This window comes from Lysobacter sp. Root604 (assembly GCF_001427505.1).
Classification (GTDB): Bacteria; Pseudomonadota; Gammaproteobacteria; order Xanthomonadales; family Xanthomonadaceae; genus Lysobacter.
This window is the reverse complement of sequence record NZ_LMGS01000001.1, coordinates 1,872,559-1,887,302: the sequence shown is the minus strand read 5'-3', so window position 1 is coordinate 1,887,302 and position 14,744 is coordinate 1,872,559. Positions and strand designations below refer to the sequence as shown.

Here is a 14,744-nt window from a genome sequence, read left to right as displayed (position 1 = left end):
GCCGAACGCGCTGGGCGACGCCGCCACCGATCTGGTGTTCGTGCCGATCTCGCCCTGCCGCTTGTTCGACACCCGCCTGGCCGGCGGCGCGATCGCGGCCAACACCGTGCGCAGCTTCGACGTCACCGCGGTCTCCGACTATAGCTTCCAGGGCGGCGCCGCCAGCAACTGCAACGGCGTTGGCGCGGCCGGCTCGTTCGCCGCGGCGGTGATCAACTTCACCACCGTCACGCCGTCGGCCGCGGGCTACATCACCGCCTTCCCGTTCGGCACCACCCAGCCGCTGGCGGCGACGGTGAACTACGGCGGCGGCGACATCCGCGGCAACCTCGCCACGGTCGCGCTGGATCAGGGCGCTTCGGCCAATGAGCTGAGCGTGTACTCGTTCGCCCAGACCCACCTGGTCGGCGACATCATCGGCTACTTCATCAATCCGCAGGCGACCGCGCTGCAGTGCGTCGAAGTCGACGGCACGGTGCTCAATCTCGCCGCTGGCGCGGCCGGCAACGCCTTCGCGGGCAGCTGCCCCGCAGGCTATACGGCGGTCGAAACGCAGTGCCGTCCTTCGATCTTCGGCATGCGCGTGGCGGGTAGCTGGACCTCGCATTGCAACATGGTCAACGACAGTGCCTCGGCCGGAACGGTCACCGCGACCGCTCGCTGCTGCCGAGTCCCGGGCCGCTGAGTCCACGCCGGTCCGCTTTGCCCCGAAGGCCCGCCTCGCGCGGGCCTTCGGTCTTGTGGAGCCCGCGCGCATGCGCGAAGGTGCGGACTACGGCCGCTACGGCCCCGCCCTCGGAGCATCGCGATGAAAGTGCATTTCCACGGAGCCGCCGGCGAGGTCACCGGCTCGCTGCACGAGGTCGAGGCCGCCGGCCGGCGCCTGCTGCTGGACTGCGGCATGACCCAGGGCAGTCCCGAGGCCGAGCGCCGCAACGCCGATCCGTTTCCGTTCGATGTGGCCGCGCTCGACGCGCTGGTGATCAGCCATGCGCACATCGACCATATCGGCCGCGTGCCGCTGCTGGTCCAACGCGGCTTCCGCGGCCAGATCCATGCCCAGGCCGCGACCGCCGACTTGATGCGGATCATGCTGCTGGATTCGGCCCACATCGCGCAGAGCGAGGCCGAGCGCAGCAACCGCCGCCGCCGCGACGACGAGCCCGAAGCGGTGCCGCTGTACACCCAGGCCGATGTCGAGGCCGCGATGGCGCGGGTACGCCCGCTGCCCTACGACCAGCGCAGCCAGATCCTGCCCGGCGTCGAGATCGCGTTCCGCGAGGCCGGGCATATCCTGGGTTCGTCCGCGGTCGAGGTGTATGCCGAGGGGCGCAAGCTGGTGTTCTCCGGCGATCTCGGGCCCAAGGGCACGCCGATCCTGCGCGATCCGGCGCGCATCGACAGCGCCGACCTGGTGCTGATGGAATCGACCTACGGCGACCGCCTGCACCGCGACCGCGCCGAGACCATCCGCGAACTCGGGCGCATCCTCGAGGAGACCTGGCGCGACGGCGGCAACGTGCTGATTCCGGCGTTCGCGGTCGGGCGCAGCCAGGAGCTGCTGTACTGGTTCGCCAAGCATTGGGACGAGTGGCAGATGGCGCGCTGGCGGATCTTCCTCGACAGCCCGATGGCGGCCAAGGTGGTCGGCGTTTACGACCGCCACACCGATCTGTTCGACCAGGACGCGCAACAGGTCTGGCGCGACCGGCCCAATCCCTTCAGCTTGCCGAATCTGCGTCTGACCGAGTCGACCGAGGATTCGATGGCGATCAACCGCATCGAGCGCGGCGCGATCGTGATCGCCGGCTCCGGCATGGCCAACGCCGGCCGCATCCTGCATCACTTCCGGCAACGCCTGGAGCGGCGCGAGACGCGGGTGGTGTTCGTCGGTTATCAGGCCGAAGGCACCCTCGGCCGGCGTCTGGTCGACGGCGCCCGGTGGGCGCGCATCCACGGTCGCGACGTGCGCGTCAACGCCCAGCGTCATACCGTCGGCGGCCTCTCGGCGCATACCGATCAGCACGGTTTGATGGAGTGGTACGGCGCGATCGCCGGTCATCCGCCGCTGGCGCTGGTGCACGGCGAGGACAAGGCGCGCGAGGCGCTGGCGGGCGAAGTCGGCGAACGTTACGGCGTCACCCCGGTGCTGGTGCGGCCGGGCATGAGCCTGGACGTCTGATCGCGCAAGCGCAGGTCCGCCTGCCGGTCAGTCGGGGCCGCGTCCGGGCTTTTTCGAGCGTCCCGCGCCTGCGCCAGGTCTCTCGCAAACGCCGGCGCCCGCGCTCAGTGCGCCGGTCGCGCCACGCGCCGCAGCGCCAGCCACTCCCATGCGGCCACCAGCACCAGGATCGCGGTGGTGGCGCCGCCCAGCGCCAGCGCCGACAGATGCAGCGGCCGCGCCGCCAGCGCTGTCGCCAGCAGCAGAACCAAACCCGCCAGATGCGACAAGGGCGGCGTCCGGCGGTCGTTCGTCGTCCACTTGAACAACGCGTTGCCTAGCAGGTAGAGCGCGGGGCCGCCGAGGATCGCGGCGATGCCGGCGTTGTCGGCATGGCCCGGATGCATCAGCACGATTTCGTCGGCGACCGCGCAGACGATGATGCCGGCCACGATCAGCAGATGCAGGTAGGTGTAGGCCATGCGCGCCTGCCGTCCGGGGTCGGCGGCATGGGCGATGCGATGGCTGGCGCGTTCGGCGCCGCTGTCGAAATACAGCCACCACATCGCCACGCTGCCGACGAAGGCGATCACGAAGGCGGCCGTGTGGCTGGCGTCCAGCGGCAGCCCGGCGAATGTCGCGCCGGTGACCAGGATCGATTCGCCCAGCGCGATGATCACGAACAAGCCGCAGCGCTCGGCCAGGTGGCCGCCGTCCACGTCCCAGTCGCCGATGCTCGAACGACCCAGGCCCGGCACCCAGAAGAATGCGACCGGCCCGAAGAACTCGATCAGCAGCGCGCCCGCCCACCAGGCGAAGCGCGCTTCGCCGTCGGCCAGGCCGCCGGCGATCCACAGCGCGCCCGACACCATCAGCCACACCGCGATGCGCAGGAAATTGCGGCACAAGGTCGGATGCACGCCGCGCAGCGCGACCACCATGAACAGCGTGCGTCCGACCTGCATCGCGGCGTAGGCCGCGGCGAACAGCAGGCCGCGCTCGCCGAAGGCCTCCGGCAGCGCGCTGGACAGCAGCAGCCCGCCCAGCATCAGGGCGAACAGCAACAGCCGTACCGGCGCGGTATCCGGATCCAGCCAGTTGGTGCACCAGGAGGTGTAGATCCACACCCACCACACCGCCAGAAACAGCAGCAAGGTCTGCAGCGCGCCGAGCAGGCTCAGGTGCGCGAGCAGCGTGTGCGAAAGCTGGGTCACCGCGAACACGAACACCAGGTCGAAGAACAGCTCGACCATGGTCACGCGACCGTGCCCGTTGGTGTTGCGGTTGCGCAGTAGGGAACGGACGACGGTGCTCATGCTGCGGTCCGGCTCAACGTCGCGGCGGGTGGCCGGCGTGCGCGATCAGCAGCAACAGGCCGCCGATCAGGCCCACGTTCTTCATGAAGTGCAGCAGCTGGGCGCCGCGCTCAACGCCGGACAGGCTCCAGAACGGGTGCGACATCGCCGCGTCCACCGCCATCAGCAAGGCGGCCAGGCCGGCCGTCCAGCGCAGCTTCCAGCCGCTGGCGATCAGCAGGCCCAGCACCAGTTCGACCGCGCTGAAGACCAGACTCGCGACCGGCATCGCCGCGCCGCCCCAGGCCGTGAGCAGGCGGTACAGGCCCATGACGATGAAGACGCTCGCGATCAGCGTGCGTGCGGTGGTGGCGAGACTGCGATTGTCCATGGCCCGCTCCCCAGGCTGCGGTGGATCCGGCATTGCCGCGCCGTGCGCCCGGCGGACGCGCGGCTACGCCCCTTTCTACCAGCCCGCGCGCAATCCTGCATGACCCTGCACGGGCACGACCCCGCACGGCGCGATGCTCCTGGCGGCCCTGATCCGCGGGCTGGGTCGACGACGAAGGACTGGCCGGATCATGCATACCCTGCGATCGACCAGAGCGGCGGCGCTCTCGTCGCCACTGCGGTCGCTGCCCACGCGGCTAGGAACAGATCGTCGCGGCTCAGCCCGTTCCGCGGAGCGGGCTAGGGGTAGGGCGCCGGTTTGCGCCGCAGCCGTGACAGACCGGAGCGCGCGGTCACGATGGCGCCCAAGGCATCGTGCCGTAGCGCCGGCTGCAGGCCTGCGGTTGCCGACCAGATAGGAGGGGCGGCGCCGGCGCCTAGGCTTCGTCGGCGAGGCAGGGACAGGCAAGCCTTTCGTTCAGGTACGAACCGGTTGTGCCGCCGTGCACGGGCTCCCGCGTCTCCCAGGGCGGGTTTTTCCTGTCCCGACAAGAATTTAGCGCTAGCGCACAGGCGGGCTTTCGCGTAGCATGCCGCCTGTTCAGCGCACGGCTGCCTCCCCGCAAGGGGTACGTTTCCCAGGTTGCCCGCCGCATCGCAAGAGTCCACTGCTCTTAGGCGATCGGCTTTATCCCGCACGTCTTTCGTAGCGCCGACACGGTCCGGAGCATCCGGCACCGTCATTTCGATTACTCGCAGCGCGGTTTTAGGGAACGCTCCGAGTGACTCCGCGACTTCGGTCCGCGGATCATCAGTACTTGGAGTTCCACATGACGTTTGAATCCCTCGGGCTTGCGCCCGCGTTGCTGCGCGCGCTCGTCGAGCAGAATTACAACACCCCGACCCCGATCCAGGCCGAAGCGATTCCGCTGGCCATGGCCGGTCACGACCTGCTGGGCGGCGCCCAGACCGGTACCGGCAAGACCGCCGCGTTCGGCCTGCCGCTGCTCAACCGCCTGTCCAAGCTCACCGGCAGCAACGGCCCGCGCAAGCCGCGCGCGCTGGTGCTGGTGCCGACCCGCGAACTCGCGGTGCAGGTCAACGACAGCCTGCGCAGCTACGCCAAGCACCTGCGTCTGAGCATCTGCTCGATCTACGGCGGCGCCGGCATGGGTCCGCAGGTCGACATGCTGCGTCGCGGCGTCGACGTGCTGGTCGCCACCCCGGGCCGCCTGATCGATCACATGGAGCGCGGCACCGCCAAGCTCGACGCGATCGAAATCCTGGTCCTGGACGAAGCCGACCGCATGCTCGACATGGGCTTCCTGCCCGCGATCAAGCGCATCCTCGGCCGCGTGCCGCCGCAGCGCCAGACCATGCTGTTCTCGGCCACGTTCGAAGCCGAGATCAAGAAGCTCGCGCTGGAGTTCATGCGCGAGCCGCAGCAGGTCCAGGTCGCGGCCAACAACACCATCGCCGACACCATCGCCCACAAGGCGCATCCGGTCGACGGCGGCCGCAAGCGCGATCTGCTGGTGCGCATCCTCGCCGAGCGCAGCACCGACCAGGTGCTGGTGTTCGGCCGCACCAAGCACGGCTGCAACCGCCTGGCCGAACAGTTGGAAGACGCCGGCTTCAAGGCCGTCGCCATCCACGGCAACAAGAGCCAGGCCCAGCGCCAGAAAGCCCTGCGCGACTTCAAGGCCAACAAGGCCCGCGTGCTGGTCGCCACCGACGTCGCCGCGCGCGGTCTGGACATCCCCAGCCTGCCGCTGGTGATCAACTTCGACCTGCCGATGGTGGCCGAGGACTACGTGCACCGCATCGGCCGCACCGGCCGCAACGGCGCGACCGGCGAAGCCCTGTCGCTGGTGTCGCCGGACGAAGGCGGCCTGCTGCGCCAGATCCAGCGCATCCTCAAGGACGACATCCAGATGGTCACGGTCGAAGGCTTCGAGCCGAGCCGTCCGATCCGCATGGGTTCGGACGCTCCGGGCGCGCGTCGCCCCGGCGGCCAGCGTCCGGGCGGCAACAACGGCCCGCGCAAGCCGGCCCACCGTCCGCACGGCAAGCCGGCCCCGCGCCACGCCCACGCCGGTCCGCAGCACCGCAGCGGCGGCCGCACGGGTTCGGGCAGCGGCCAGCGTCGCGAAGGCGCGTAAGCGTTTCGCAGCGTCGATGAAAAAGGCCGGCATTGCCGGCCTTTTTCTTTGGGCGACTGGACAAGATCCACCGGTCGGACGCTAGGATGGCCGGGGCGTAGATGGTTTTGGGGAAAGTTATGGGGGGACGATTGGACGTAGGCCAGATCACTCGCTGGTCGTTACGCGCGATTGCGTGCGTAGCTCTTTCGCTCAGTCTCGTCGCGCCGGCGTTTGCGGCAGCGGCCATCGCTAAGATCCCCAAGAGCGTGCGGCATACCTATCGCGACGGCACTTATACCGAGTTGCGGTGCGACCGTGCAGGCGAAGGGTTCGACTGCGAATTCATGGTCGGTAAGGGGCGCAAACACGAGGCGTATTCCTTCCGACTGGCTCAGGGCCGTATGGTATTCCTCTCGGGCAACTACTCGTTTTGGGATCACGACAAGGGCCGTTTCACTTTTGCGATGGACGTGAGCTGCCAGGAGCGCGAACTGGCGTTGCTGCCTAAAGAGGCGGAGCTCTACGCGAACTGCCGGATGTGGTTTGAGCCGCAAGACTCGGAGCTGCTGCCACAGCGTGTCGAGGTGACGGCCTATTTCGGCGAGCGGGACTACAAGGCGACACTGGACTTGCGTGCGCAGGGTGAGAAGTGGCCCCACCCACAACTGCGATTGACACCCTAGTCTCGATACTAGGCATTGGAACAGTGTGATGAGATTCCTGACTTCGGTAGTTTCGATCCCACTGGCGTTGTGCGGCGCCTTGTGTACCCCAGCGATCGCCGCCCCCCGCGCGATGACGCCGGTGCCCGCGAACTCGGGTTTTTGCGCCAATCCCGGCGACGGCATGTGCTACGAGTGGAAGCTCGAAGCCGATCCCAGCCTGCGCGTGATCGCCTACGGTTTCGAGGACGGGATCGACTATTCCTTCTACCGGCGCGACCGCAAGGGCGGCTATCGGCGTATCGTCGATTTCCACCCGGCCATGCAGGACCCGACGCGACCGGGTCAGCTGTTCTGGGGTTATGCCTGGGACGTCCATGACATCGTCCTGGCGCCCGACGGCAAGTCGTTTCAGGCGACCTTCGACCACACCATCGTCATAGACGGCAATGTCGACCCGATGCCCGGGCAAAAGCGCACGCCCGCGGTGCTGTTCGTCGGACGTACCACTCAGCCGGATATGAAAGTGAAAGCGCTGCGTTTCCAAGCCAACACCATCGACGCCTTGCGTATCGGTGCCGGGTTGCGGAGTCGCTAGACGCATCGATCGGTTGCGATGGCGGCGATGCATCGCTGGTTGCCGCAATCGCGGAAGACCCTCCAAGAACGAGGCTCGAATGGACTACCTGTTTCCCATCCTGTTTCTCGGCGTCGTGGCCTATTTCATTTTTCGCTACGTGCGCAGCGGCAGCCTGACCGGCGCGCTGCTGGGCGGCACCATCAAGCGCGAAGTAGGCAAGGTCGAATTGACCGGAGGCGCGTTCACCTCGCAGACGTTCAACGTGATCCGCATGGAGGACTCCGACGGTCAGGGCTTCGTGGCGCTGTCGGTGGTGTCCAAGGCGCCGCTGGCGATCAGCATGGTGCCGTTCCGGCTGACCAAGGCGCAGGCCCTGGAGGTGGCGAAGTTGCTGCAGCAGGCGGCGCTGTGAGGGCGGCCCGGATCGCGCGGACGTTCATATTCGGCCAGTCGGTTCGAGCACGGCCGGCGCCACCGTGCGAAGGCTGCGGTCGAGCGCAGGCCCCGACTGGCGCGTGCTAGGGTAATCGCATGACCGATCTTGTCGCCATCGCTTATCGCAGCTCCGCCACGCGGCGGCTGTCTTCCGCGGAACTCGACGCGCTGCTGGTGGATGCGCGCGTGTTCAACGCCGCGGTGGGCGTGACCGGCGTGCTGTTCCATCACGATGGGCGCTTCTTCCAGTACATCGAAGGCGAGGCGGCCGGCCTGAATCAGGTCTACGAGCGCATCCGTAACGCGCGTGGGCATCGGGAGCTGATCGAACTCTTGCACGGCCCCGTGGCGCAACGGCAATTCGAGCGTTGGCACATGGGCTTCTGCCAGGCGCCGGAGAGCACCTTGCAGGAACTGTCGAATGCAGCCTGGATCGAGGCGATGCCGATCACCCGCGCCAGCGATAAGGCCTCCGAAGGTGTGGGGCTGGCGCTGTACCACTGGAGCAAATGGCTGGCGGAGCAGCCGGGCGGCCTGTCGGTTTCGTCCTAGCCTGCGCGGCCACGCGATGGGGCGTCCTTGACGCGGTTCTGGCCCTGTCGGCGCACGCTGTCGGTCTTCCCGCCGCGCCCCGTCTCTGCGCCCTCGTACGCGCCGTTGATCGCGTCGCGCACACCGCCCGGGGCGACCGCCGATTCGCCGCGTAGGACGTCGCTGACTATGTCGTAGCGTTGTCCGTCGCGCTCGAGGCGCCGCTGTCGATCGGCGTGGCGCCTTGGCGCCAGGCACAGGCACTGGAGATAACAGAGCATGCGACGGATGACGGAGTCGAGCGCGCCCGCTCGGTGGCCCGCGCGCGCAGAAAAAAGCGCCCCGGAGAACCGGGGCGCTCGAGTCGGTACCTGCGCCCTTGGATCAGGGGCTGGTACGCAGGGTCAGCGAGTAGCTGCTGAGGATGGAGTTGATCGGCGTGAAATAGCTGTTGCCGCCGCCGGTCCGGCCCTGACGGCCCTTGCAGCTGCCGCTACCGCCCGACAGCACGCCTTGGGCCTGGCCGACGCCGGTGATGAAGGAACCGCCGGAGTCGCCGCCTTCCGCGCAAGCGGTGGTTTGGGTAAGGCCGGTCACCGTTCCGTCCGGATTGCCCGCGTCGTCCACATAGGACACGGTCATGTTCTTGCTGCGGATCGCGCCGCAACGCCAGCCGCTGGTACGGCCGGAACGGCACAGCGCCGCACCGACGGCGGCTTCGGTGCTGCCACGCACGTTGACGTCGCCGCTGCCGTAGCCGTACACGCTGGGCGACAGCGTGTGCGTGCTATCCACCTTGACCCAGCCGCGGTCGGGACCGGTCTGATTGCCGTTGGGCATGGTGGAGGCGGCGAAGGACCCGATCCTCACGCCCGGCGTCCACTGCGAGACTTCGTGATAGACGACCTCGCCGGTGGTGCCGCAGTGGCCGGCTGTCGCGAAGCCCGGGGAGCTGCCCTGGGTCACGGTGAAGCCGACCGAGCAGGCGTACACGTAGCCGTCGCCGGGATCGCGCAGGTAGCCGCGACCGCCTTGTATCGCGATGCGGCGCTGCGGGGCTTCGTTGAGGGTTTCGAAGCGCACGGTGCTCGCGTCGATGCCGCTGCGGGCGACGAAATCGACGGCCGCCTCTTCCGCGCCCGGCGCGACGCCCAACACCACGCTGTTGCTGGGCACATCCACCGCCCAGCTGTACACGCCCTTGGGCGCGCGGGCGTTGCGGGCGAGCTGGCTGTCGAGCTGGCCCTTGGCCGAATTCAGCGCGGCCAGGCTGTAACGGGCCTGCCGCGTTTCGACGCCGGCGACCTTGCCCTTGGCCGAGGTGCTGGCGGCCACGAAGCCGAACGAGCCATCGGCCTTGCGCTCCAGCCAGGCGCCGGCGAAGTTGCGGCCGAGCTGCCTCTCGGCGGACTTTTCCTGTTGCCCGGCCAAGCGTTCGGCCTTGAGGTACTGGGCCAGCTGGGCACCGGAGAGTCCCAAGTCGCGCTGCATGGCCGACTTCAACGCGGGGGCGAGGTCGTCGGCGGCGAGGGCCGCACCGGAAACCAACATGGCTGCGGTCGCAGCGATAACCGACATACTGAACTTGCGCATATCCGAAAGCTCCTTAGCTAAAGAGAAGGATGCGTACAACGGTTGCGGCGGGTCTGGCTCAGGCGCTGGGTCGTGGGCGTGCGGGGGGGCGCAGCGCTTGGTCGTGCCGCAAGGGATAGAACGTCACACGAGGCGATCACCCCCACTCATTGCGCCGGGTGGGCGATGCCTTCCTTGGTTCAGAAGTATGAACGCGCTATTTGTGCCAATTGCGCGGCTAATGAATGCAGTCAGGCACTCGAATGGCGCTTGAAATTATGCGGATTGGCTTCGGCTTCGGATCGGCACGCCGACCCGGGCGTCATCGGCGTGCCGCATCGCGTTGCTCGGTTCGGCTGGTCTTCGCGACGGTCATGGGGCTGTATGCGCGAGTCGGAACCGCGCATGCGAGCAGCCAGGCTCGTGTGTGCCGGTTTGCCGCGTGGGGCGCCCCGTCGGAGCCCGCTCGAACCGCGACACGTCTCGCCAACGGCCGGCATCGCGATGGTGCGCGCGCACGGCGCGCCGACACTCACTCTTCCGCGGCCGCCGCTTCGCGCCCCTGCTGCCGGATCAAGGCTTCCTCGCGCGCGTCGTTGATCGCGTCGCGCACGCTGCCCAGGTCGACGGTCGATTCGTCGTGCACGAAGGTGCCGGTGAGTTCGCTGTCGGGGTGCAGCTCGCCGGCCTCGAACAGGGCCCACATTTCCTCGGCGTACCAGGTGTCCAGCAGCTCCGGCGCCCAGGCGCCCAGGCTGGCGGTGAGGTTGTTGACGTCGCGCAGCAGCATCGCGCGCGCGGCGTTGTTGCCGGCGGCGCTGACGACCTGGGGGAAGTCGATGATGACCGGGCCGTCCGGCGCGACCAGCACGTTGTATTCGGACAGGTCGCCGTGGATCAGACCCACACACAGCATCTTCACTACCTGGCGGACCAGGAAGCGGTGGAAGCCGCGGGCCTGGTCCGGCGCCAGTTCGACCTCGCCCAGGCGCGGTGCGGAGTGGCCGTCGGCGTCGGTGACCAGCTCCATCACCAGCACGCCGTGGAAGTAGCCGTAGGGTTCGGGCACGCGCACGCCGGCGTCGCGCAACTGGTACAGCGCGTCGACCTCGGTGTTCTTCCAGGCGGTTTCCTGTTGCTTGCGCCCGTACTTGGTGGCCTTGCCGATCGCGCGCGCCTCGCGGCTGCCGCGCACCTTGCGGCCTTCCTGGTACTGCACGCGTTGCTGGAAGCTGCGCTGGGCCATGTCCTTGTAGACCTTGGCGCAGCGCACTTCGCTGCCGCAGCGGACCACGTAGACCGCGGCTTCCTTGCCGCTTTTCAGCGGGCGCATCACTTCATCGATCACGCCGTCGTCGATCAGCGCCTGCAAGCCGGAGGGAGTCTTCATCTAGTCCTATGAGCGCAATCGGTCCGGTGAAGAGGGGTTTTCCACCGGGCACCGGCGTATCTTTACACTTAACGCCTTCCCCGCCGACTTTTTCCATGTCCGAGCCCCTACGTCTAGATAAACGTGTCGCAGAATTGACGGGCTGTTCGCGTGCGCAGGCCCAGCAGTACATCGAGGGCGGTTGGGTCCTGGTCGACGGCGAGGTGGTGGAAGAGCCGCAAGCGCCGATCTCGAGCCAACGGGTCGAGTTGGATCCTCAGGCGCGGCTGGAGCCGGCCGAGCCGGCGACGATGCTGCTGCACAAGCCGGCCGGCATGGACTTCAAGGACACGCCCGGCCTGGCCCTGGCGGCGACGCACGCCGAGGGCGATCTGTCCGGGGTGCGCCTGCTCAAGCGCCATTTCCACAACCTGACCCCGCTGATGCCGATCGACGCCGAGGCCTCCGGCCTGGTGGTGCTGAGCCAGGACGGCCGCACCTGGCGCCGCCTGACCGAGGACTACCCCCAGATCGAGCAGGAGTTCGTGGTCGAGGTGAGCGGCGAGCTCGGCCCCTACGGCTTGAAGCGGTTGGCGCAGGGCCTGGAATACCGCGGCCGTCCGCTGGCGCCGTGCAAGGTCAGCTGGGCGAACGAGAACCGGCTGCGCTTCGCGATCAAGAACGTGATGGGTGGGCAGCTGCGGCACATGTGCGCGCAAGTCGGTTTGCAGGTGGTGTCCAGCAAGCGTCTGCGCATCGGCCGCATTTCCTTGAGCAAGATGCCGCTGGGCGAGTGGCGCTATCTGCCGGTCGGCGAGCGTTTCTGAGGCGTCGCGGGGAGATGCCCGCTGTTGCAATGGCCGGCAACGCGATCGCGTGAAGTTCTTTCGCGCGGGCGCCTGAGCATGCAAACATCAGGCCTATGAGCAAGCTGGCCAGGATCGCCGCAATCGTTGCGCTTTTTTCGCTGACGGCGTGCGCGCCCGTCCGCTACTACCAGGCCATGACCGGCAAGGAGATGCCGGAGCCCAAGGCGACCGCCATCGTGGAGCGCGGACAGCGCGCGCCCTCGCATCACAAAGTCGCGACGCTCGGCGACGGGCTGTATCTGGTACGCATCGACCGCAAGGGCGATGCGGCCTACGGCGTGGTGGACCGACGCAAGCTCGTCGTGATCCCGATCGGCTATCAGCACATCACCGATCTGGGCGATCAGGGCCTGAGCGCTATCGGCTTGCAGAGCGTGCGCCACTTCGATCGGCAGGGCAATGAAGTATCGGCCACCGTGTTCGAGGATGAGCTGCACTTCGTCAACGGCCAGGCGATCGCGACCATCCGGCCCTCGGGCGGGGATTTCAGGGACGATCTCTACGGCGTCATCGGCCAGGACGGAAAGACCGTCATCCCGTTCGAGTACCTCAACATCGTCGGAGTCAGGACGAAGCTGCGCCCGGACGTCTCCTGGTATCAGGTGCAGCGCGATATCGCTCGGCCGGGAGAGCCGAGAAAGGTTCGCCGCGGCATGCTCGATGCCCAGGGGCGGGTCGTGCTGCCGATCGAGTACTACGAGATTTCGCCGGGCTACGCGGTCGATGGCCTCGACCATGGTTGGGTCCGAGTGTCCGAGCAGGAGTACAAGAGCTTCACCGTCAATTTCATCACTGGCCTGCGTATGACCAGGCTAGGCGGAAGCTACTACGGGCGCACGGTGGGCTACAGCAGCTTGCTCAATCCGGAGCCGGAAGCGCTCAATCAGTACGAACGGATGCAGTGGCGCAAGGCCAACGACGAACGTTATCGGCTGGAGTTGTTCGATACGCATGGCAAGCGGGTGTACGACCAGAGCGATATCAACGACACCTGGGACCTGAGCGGACTCACCGCGGTCTGGCGTGCGCAGCGCATCGCCCTGCTCGATGCCGACGGACGTCCGCTGACGGAATTCAAGTACGACCAGATCAAGGACTACGGCGGCGGGCAGGCCCTGATGGTCGTTGCTGGCCGCACAGTCTGCATCGACGCCGCCGATCCGCCGGGCACGGAACGGGCCGCGCGCGACTGCGCCAAGGCCACCACCAAGCGCGACGCGGGCAAGCGGCGACAGCGCGGCCCGGTCGCCTTCCCCGCGAGCTATCCCCGTTATGGAGGTTGAGCCCGCGGAGCATCGGCAGTGAGTTGCGACCCGAGCTGCGGCCGAGCCGATAAACAACGCGAATGGAATTGAGCATGGACATGCATCGCTACTGGAACGATCCCGCGCACGCGACATGTCCTGCGATCGCGGCCTTTCTGGAGACTTGGTGCGAATCCATGCCCGATGACCAGGGCCGACATTGGCTGCAGCCGCTGGAGGGCGTGGTGCGCGATACGCGGTCGGGCGCAGGCGTGCAGACCGCGCGCCGTATCCAGGCGCTGGATTGGCTGGTGCGCGAGTACGCGCCGTTGTGGTTGGAGGCCGATGGAAGGCCGCAGCTGGCCGAGCACGCGACTGCATTGCGAGGCCTGCGAGCGCCATCGTTGAAGGGAGCTCCCTTCGCCGCAAGCACGCGTTCGCAAATGAGGACGATCTCGGTCGCCTGCAGTGTCCTTCCCGATGCCTATTTCGACAGGGTGTCGCGCGTGACCGACAGCACGCAGCTGGCGGTGGCGAGCGAGCAGGCTTCGGTGCTGGGCGTGGCTGCCTCGCAGGCCATCAAATCGACCGCAGCAGGAGACAGTGCCGGCTCGGCCGCCGTTGCCGCGATCGCCACCGACCCGGCGCTGGCCGAAGATTGGAACCCCGTGACGTCTGAGGTGTTGTCCATCGCCACCCGCACGATGCATGGACGCATCCTGCTTGCGGTGCACGAGGGCCTTACGCCCAGGGTAGACGCGGTGGTCGTGCCTGCACTGGAGCGCGCCGGCGTCGATTTTTCGCAGGCCCGGAGCCAAGCCCAGTTCGAGAAGACCTGGCGCAAAGTACGGCGCATCGCCGAGCAGGCGGTGGACGGCGACGAAGCGCTGTACGACGAAGCCTGGCGGACGGGTTGGGACGCGATCGGCGGTACAGTCGAGGCTGCACAGAGCAGCGCATTCGAGCTGTTGGTGCGAATGGTCGAGCAACGATGATGACAGCCGGTCTTGGCGATTTTGGCGGCGCGATCTTCGTGGCGGGCTGGTTCGTGCTCGCGCTGGCCTTCGTCTGCTTCCGGTACCGAGCCTTCTTCGTTCTGCTGGTGCTGGGCCCGCTCATGATCTTGGCGGGCGCCTGGCTCATCGGTTGGTGGGCAGCGCTTTTGCTCGTCACCTTCGTCGCGGTGCTTGCGCTGGCGATGAAGATCGTCGTCTTTCGCGACGAAGCCTATCTGAAAAATTGTCCGGTCTTCGCGTCGGCGCCGTTGCGGACGATCACCGCGAAAGATGGGTTCGAATACAGGTTGCACATCGCGCCGGTGAAGTCCGGATTCGGTATCGGCTTGGACTTCGATGTGGAGCCCGAATCCGGCGTTTCGAACATACAGACGCGTTGGCGGGAGACGTTTCCGGATCGCGCTGCGGCGCAGTGCGAGCTGATGCGGCGCTTGCGCGACTACATTCCCGCCGATCGCATGCCCGAGGAATGATGC

General features: G+C 67.4%; 15 protein-coding genes. 11 read left to right on the top strand and 4 right to left on the bottom strand.

Translation table 11 applies throughout. From position 1 onward, the window contains the following. Positions 1–685, top strand: a 685-nt coding sequence (locus ASD69_RS22205) for a hypothetical protein (RefSeq protein WP_056176299.1), incomplete at its 5' end; no start/stop codon positions are given. A 123-nt stretch (positions 686–808) separates the two neighbouring features. Then, on the top strand, positions 809–2,182 hold the full coding sequence (locus tag ASD69_RS08390; RefSeq protein ID WP_056176296.1) for an MBL fold metallo-hydrolase: 1,374 nt from the start codon (positions 809–811) through the stop codon (positions 2,180–2,182). A gap of 104 nt (positions 2,183–2,286) precedes the next feature. On the opposite strand, the gene ASD69_RS08385 is transcribed toward ASD69_RS08390, so the two are convergent. Continuing rightward, positions 2,287–3,477, bottom strand: coding sequence for a low temperature requirement protein A (locus tag ASD69_RS08385; protein ID WP_056176293.1), 1,191 nt, complete (start codon positions 3,475–3,477; stop codon positions 2,287–2,289). A gap of 13 nt (positions 3,478–3,490) precedes the next feature. Then, entirely contained in the window at positions 3,491–3,847 is a 357-nt protein-coding gene (locus ASD69_RS08380) for a DoxX family protein (RefSeq protein ID WP_056176290.1), read from the bottom strand. Between the two features lie 829 nt (positions 3,848–4,676). On the opposite strand from ASD69_RS08380, the gene ASD69_RS08375 reads away from it, so the two are divergent. The 5 genes from ASD69_RS08375 to ASD69_RS08355 all read left to right on the top strand — a co-directional run bounded on the left by ASD69_RS08375 (position 4,677) and on the right by ASD69_RS08355 (position 8,219). After that, positions 4,677–6,008: a DEAD/DEAH box helicase gene (locus ASD69_RS08375; RefSeq protein WP_056176287.1), complete on the top strand. Its 1,332-nt coding sequence runs from the start codon at positions 4,677–4,679 to the stop codon at positions 6,006–6,008. A gap of 131 nt (positions 6,009–6,139) precedes the next feature. Further along, positions 6,140–6,673: a hypothetical protein gene (locus ASD69_RS08370; protein ID WP_157499086.1), complete on the top strand. Its 534-nt coding sequence runs from the start codon at positions 6,140–6,142 to the stop codon at positions 6,671–6,673. 28 nt (positions 6,674–6,701) lie between these two features. Then, positions 6,702–7,250, top strand: coding sequence for a hypothetical protein (locus ASD69_RS08365; protein WP_157499085.1), 549 nt, complete (start codon positions 6,702–6,704; stop codon positions 7,248–7,250). Positions 7,251–7,329: 79 nt separating this feature from the next. Continuing rightward, entirely contained in the window at positions 7,330–7,644 is a 315-nt protein-coding gene (locus tag ASD69_RS08360; protein WP_056176278.1) for a hypothetical protein, read from the top strand. A 119-nt stretch (positions 7,645–7,763) separates the two neighbouring features. Next, complete coding sequence (locus tag ASD69_RS08355; RefSeq protein WP_056176275.1) at positions 7,764–8,219, top strand: BLUF domain-containing protein; 456 nt, start codon at positions 7,764–7,766, stop codon at positions 8,217–8,219. Positions 8,220–8,582: 363 nt separating this feature from the next. On the opposite strand, the gene ASD69_RS08345 is transcribed toward ASD69_RS08355, so the two are convergent. Next, positions 8,583–9,791 (bottom strand): S1 family peptidase, encoded by a 1,209-nt coding sequence (locus ASD69_RS08345; protein ID WP_057159676.1) that lies wholly within the window; start codon positions 9,789–9,791, stop codon positions 8,583–8,585. Between the two features lie 511 nt (positions 9,792–10,302). Continuing rightward, a complete protein-coding gene (locus ASD69_RS08340) occupies positions 10,303–11,160 on the bottom strand; it encodes a PA4780 family RIO1-like protein kinase (protein WP_056176267.1) in 858 nt (285 codons plus the stop codon). 95 nt (positions 11,161–11,255) lie between these two features. On the opposite strand from ASD69_RS08340, the gene ASD69_RS08335 reads away from it, so the two are divergent. From ASD69_RS08335 to ASD69_RS08320, 4 genes are all read left to right on the top strand, one after another. Continuing rightward, on the top strand, positions 11,256–11,966 hold the full coding sequence (locus ASD69_RS08335) for an rRNA pseudouridine synthase (RefSeq protein ID WP_056176264.1): 711 nt from the start codon (positions 11,256–11,258) through the stop codon (positions 11,964–11,966). Between the two features lie 95 nt (positions 11,967–12,061). Continuing rightward, on the top strand, positions 12,062–13,291 hold the full coding sequence (locus ASD69_RS08330) for a WG repeat-containing protein (protein ID WP_056176261.1): 1,230 nt from the start codon (positions 12,062–12,064) through the stop codon (positions 13,289–13,291). Between the two features lie 74 nt (positions 13,292–13,365). After that, positions 13,366–14,247 carry a hypothetical protein gene (locus ASD69_RS08325; protein ID WP_157499084.1) on the top strand — a complete coding sequence of 294 codons (882 nt, stop codon included), beginning with the start codon at positions 13,366–13,368 and terminating at the stop codon, positions 14,245–14,247. Continuing rightward, positions 14,244–14,741, top strand: a complete 498-nt coding sequence (locus tag ASD69_RS08320) for a hypothetical protein (RefSeq protein WP_056176255.1) — start codon at positions 14,244–14,246, stop codon at positions 14,739–14,741. Before ASD69_RS08325 ends, ASD69_RS08320 begins: the two co-directional genes overlap by 4 nt. Positions 14,742–14,744 lie beyond the last annotated feature (3 nt).

Excerpts from the sequence above, each read along its gene's own strand:
- ASD69_RS08390 (WP_056176296.1), top strand. The coding sequence starts at position 809 with ATGAAAGTGCATTTCCACGGAGCCGCCGGCGAGGTCACCGGCTCGCTG.
- ASD69_RS08385 (WP_056176293.1), bottom strand. The coding sequence starts at position 3,477 with ATGAGCACCGTCGTCCGTTCCCTACTGCGCAACCGCAACACCAACGGG.
- ASD69_RS08380 (WP_056176290.1), bottom strand. The coding sequence starts at position 3,847 with ATGGACAATCGCAGTCTCGCCACCACCGCACGCACGCTGATCGCGAGC.
- ASD69_RS08375 (WP_056176287.1), top strand. The coding sequence starts at position 4,677 with ATGACGTTTGAATCCCTCGGGCTTGCGCCCGCGTTGCTGCGCGCGCTC.
- ASD69_RS08365 (WP_157499085.1), top strand. The coding sequence starts at position 6,702 with ATGAGATTCCTGACTTCGGTAGTTTCGATCCCACTGGCGTTGTGCGGC.
- ASD69_RS08360 (WP_056176278.1), top strand. The coding sequence starts at position 7,330 with ATGGACTACCTGTTTCCCATCCTGTTTCTCGGCGTCGTGGCCTATTTC.
- ASD69_RS08355 (WP_056176275.1), top strand. The coding sequence starts at position 7,764 with ATGACCGATCTTGTCGCCATCGCTTATCGCAGCTCCGCCACGCGGCGG.
- ASD69_RS08345 (WP_057159676.1), bottom strand. The coding sequence starts at position 9,791 with ATGCGCAAGTTCAGTATGTCGGTTATCGCTGCGACCGCAGCCATGTTG.
- ASD69_RS08340 (WP_056176267.1), bottom strand. The coding sequence starts at position 11,160 with ATGAAGACTCCCTCCGGCTTGCAGGCGCTGATCGACGACGGCGTGATC.
- ASD69_RS08335 (WP_056176264.1), top strand. The coding sequence starts at position 11,256 with ATGTCCGAGCCCCTACGTCTAGATAAACGTGTCGCAGAATTGACGGGC.
- ASD69_RS08330 (WP_056176261.1), top strand. The coding sequence starts at position 12,062 with ATGAGCAAGCTGGCCAGGATCGCCGCAATCGTTGCGCTTTTTTCGCTG.
- ASD69_RS08325 (WP_157499084.1), top strand. The coding sequence starts at position 13,366 with ATGGACATGCATCGCTACTGGAACGATCCCGCGCACGCGACATGTCCT.
- ASD69_RS08320 (WP_056176255.1), top strand. The coding sequence starts at position 14,244 with ATGATGACAGCCGGTCTTGGCGATTTTGGCGGCGCGATCTTCGTGGCG.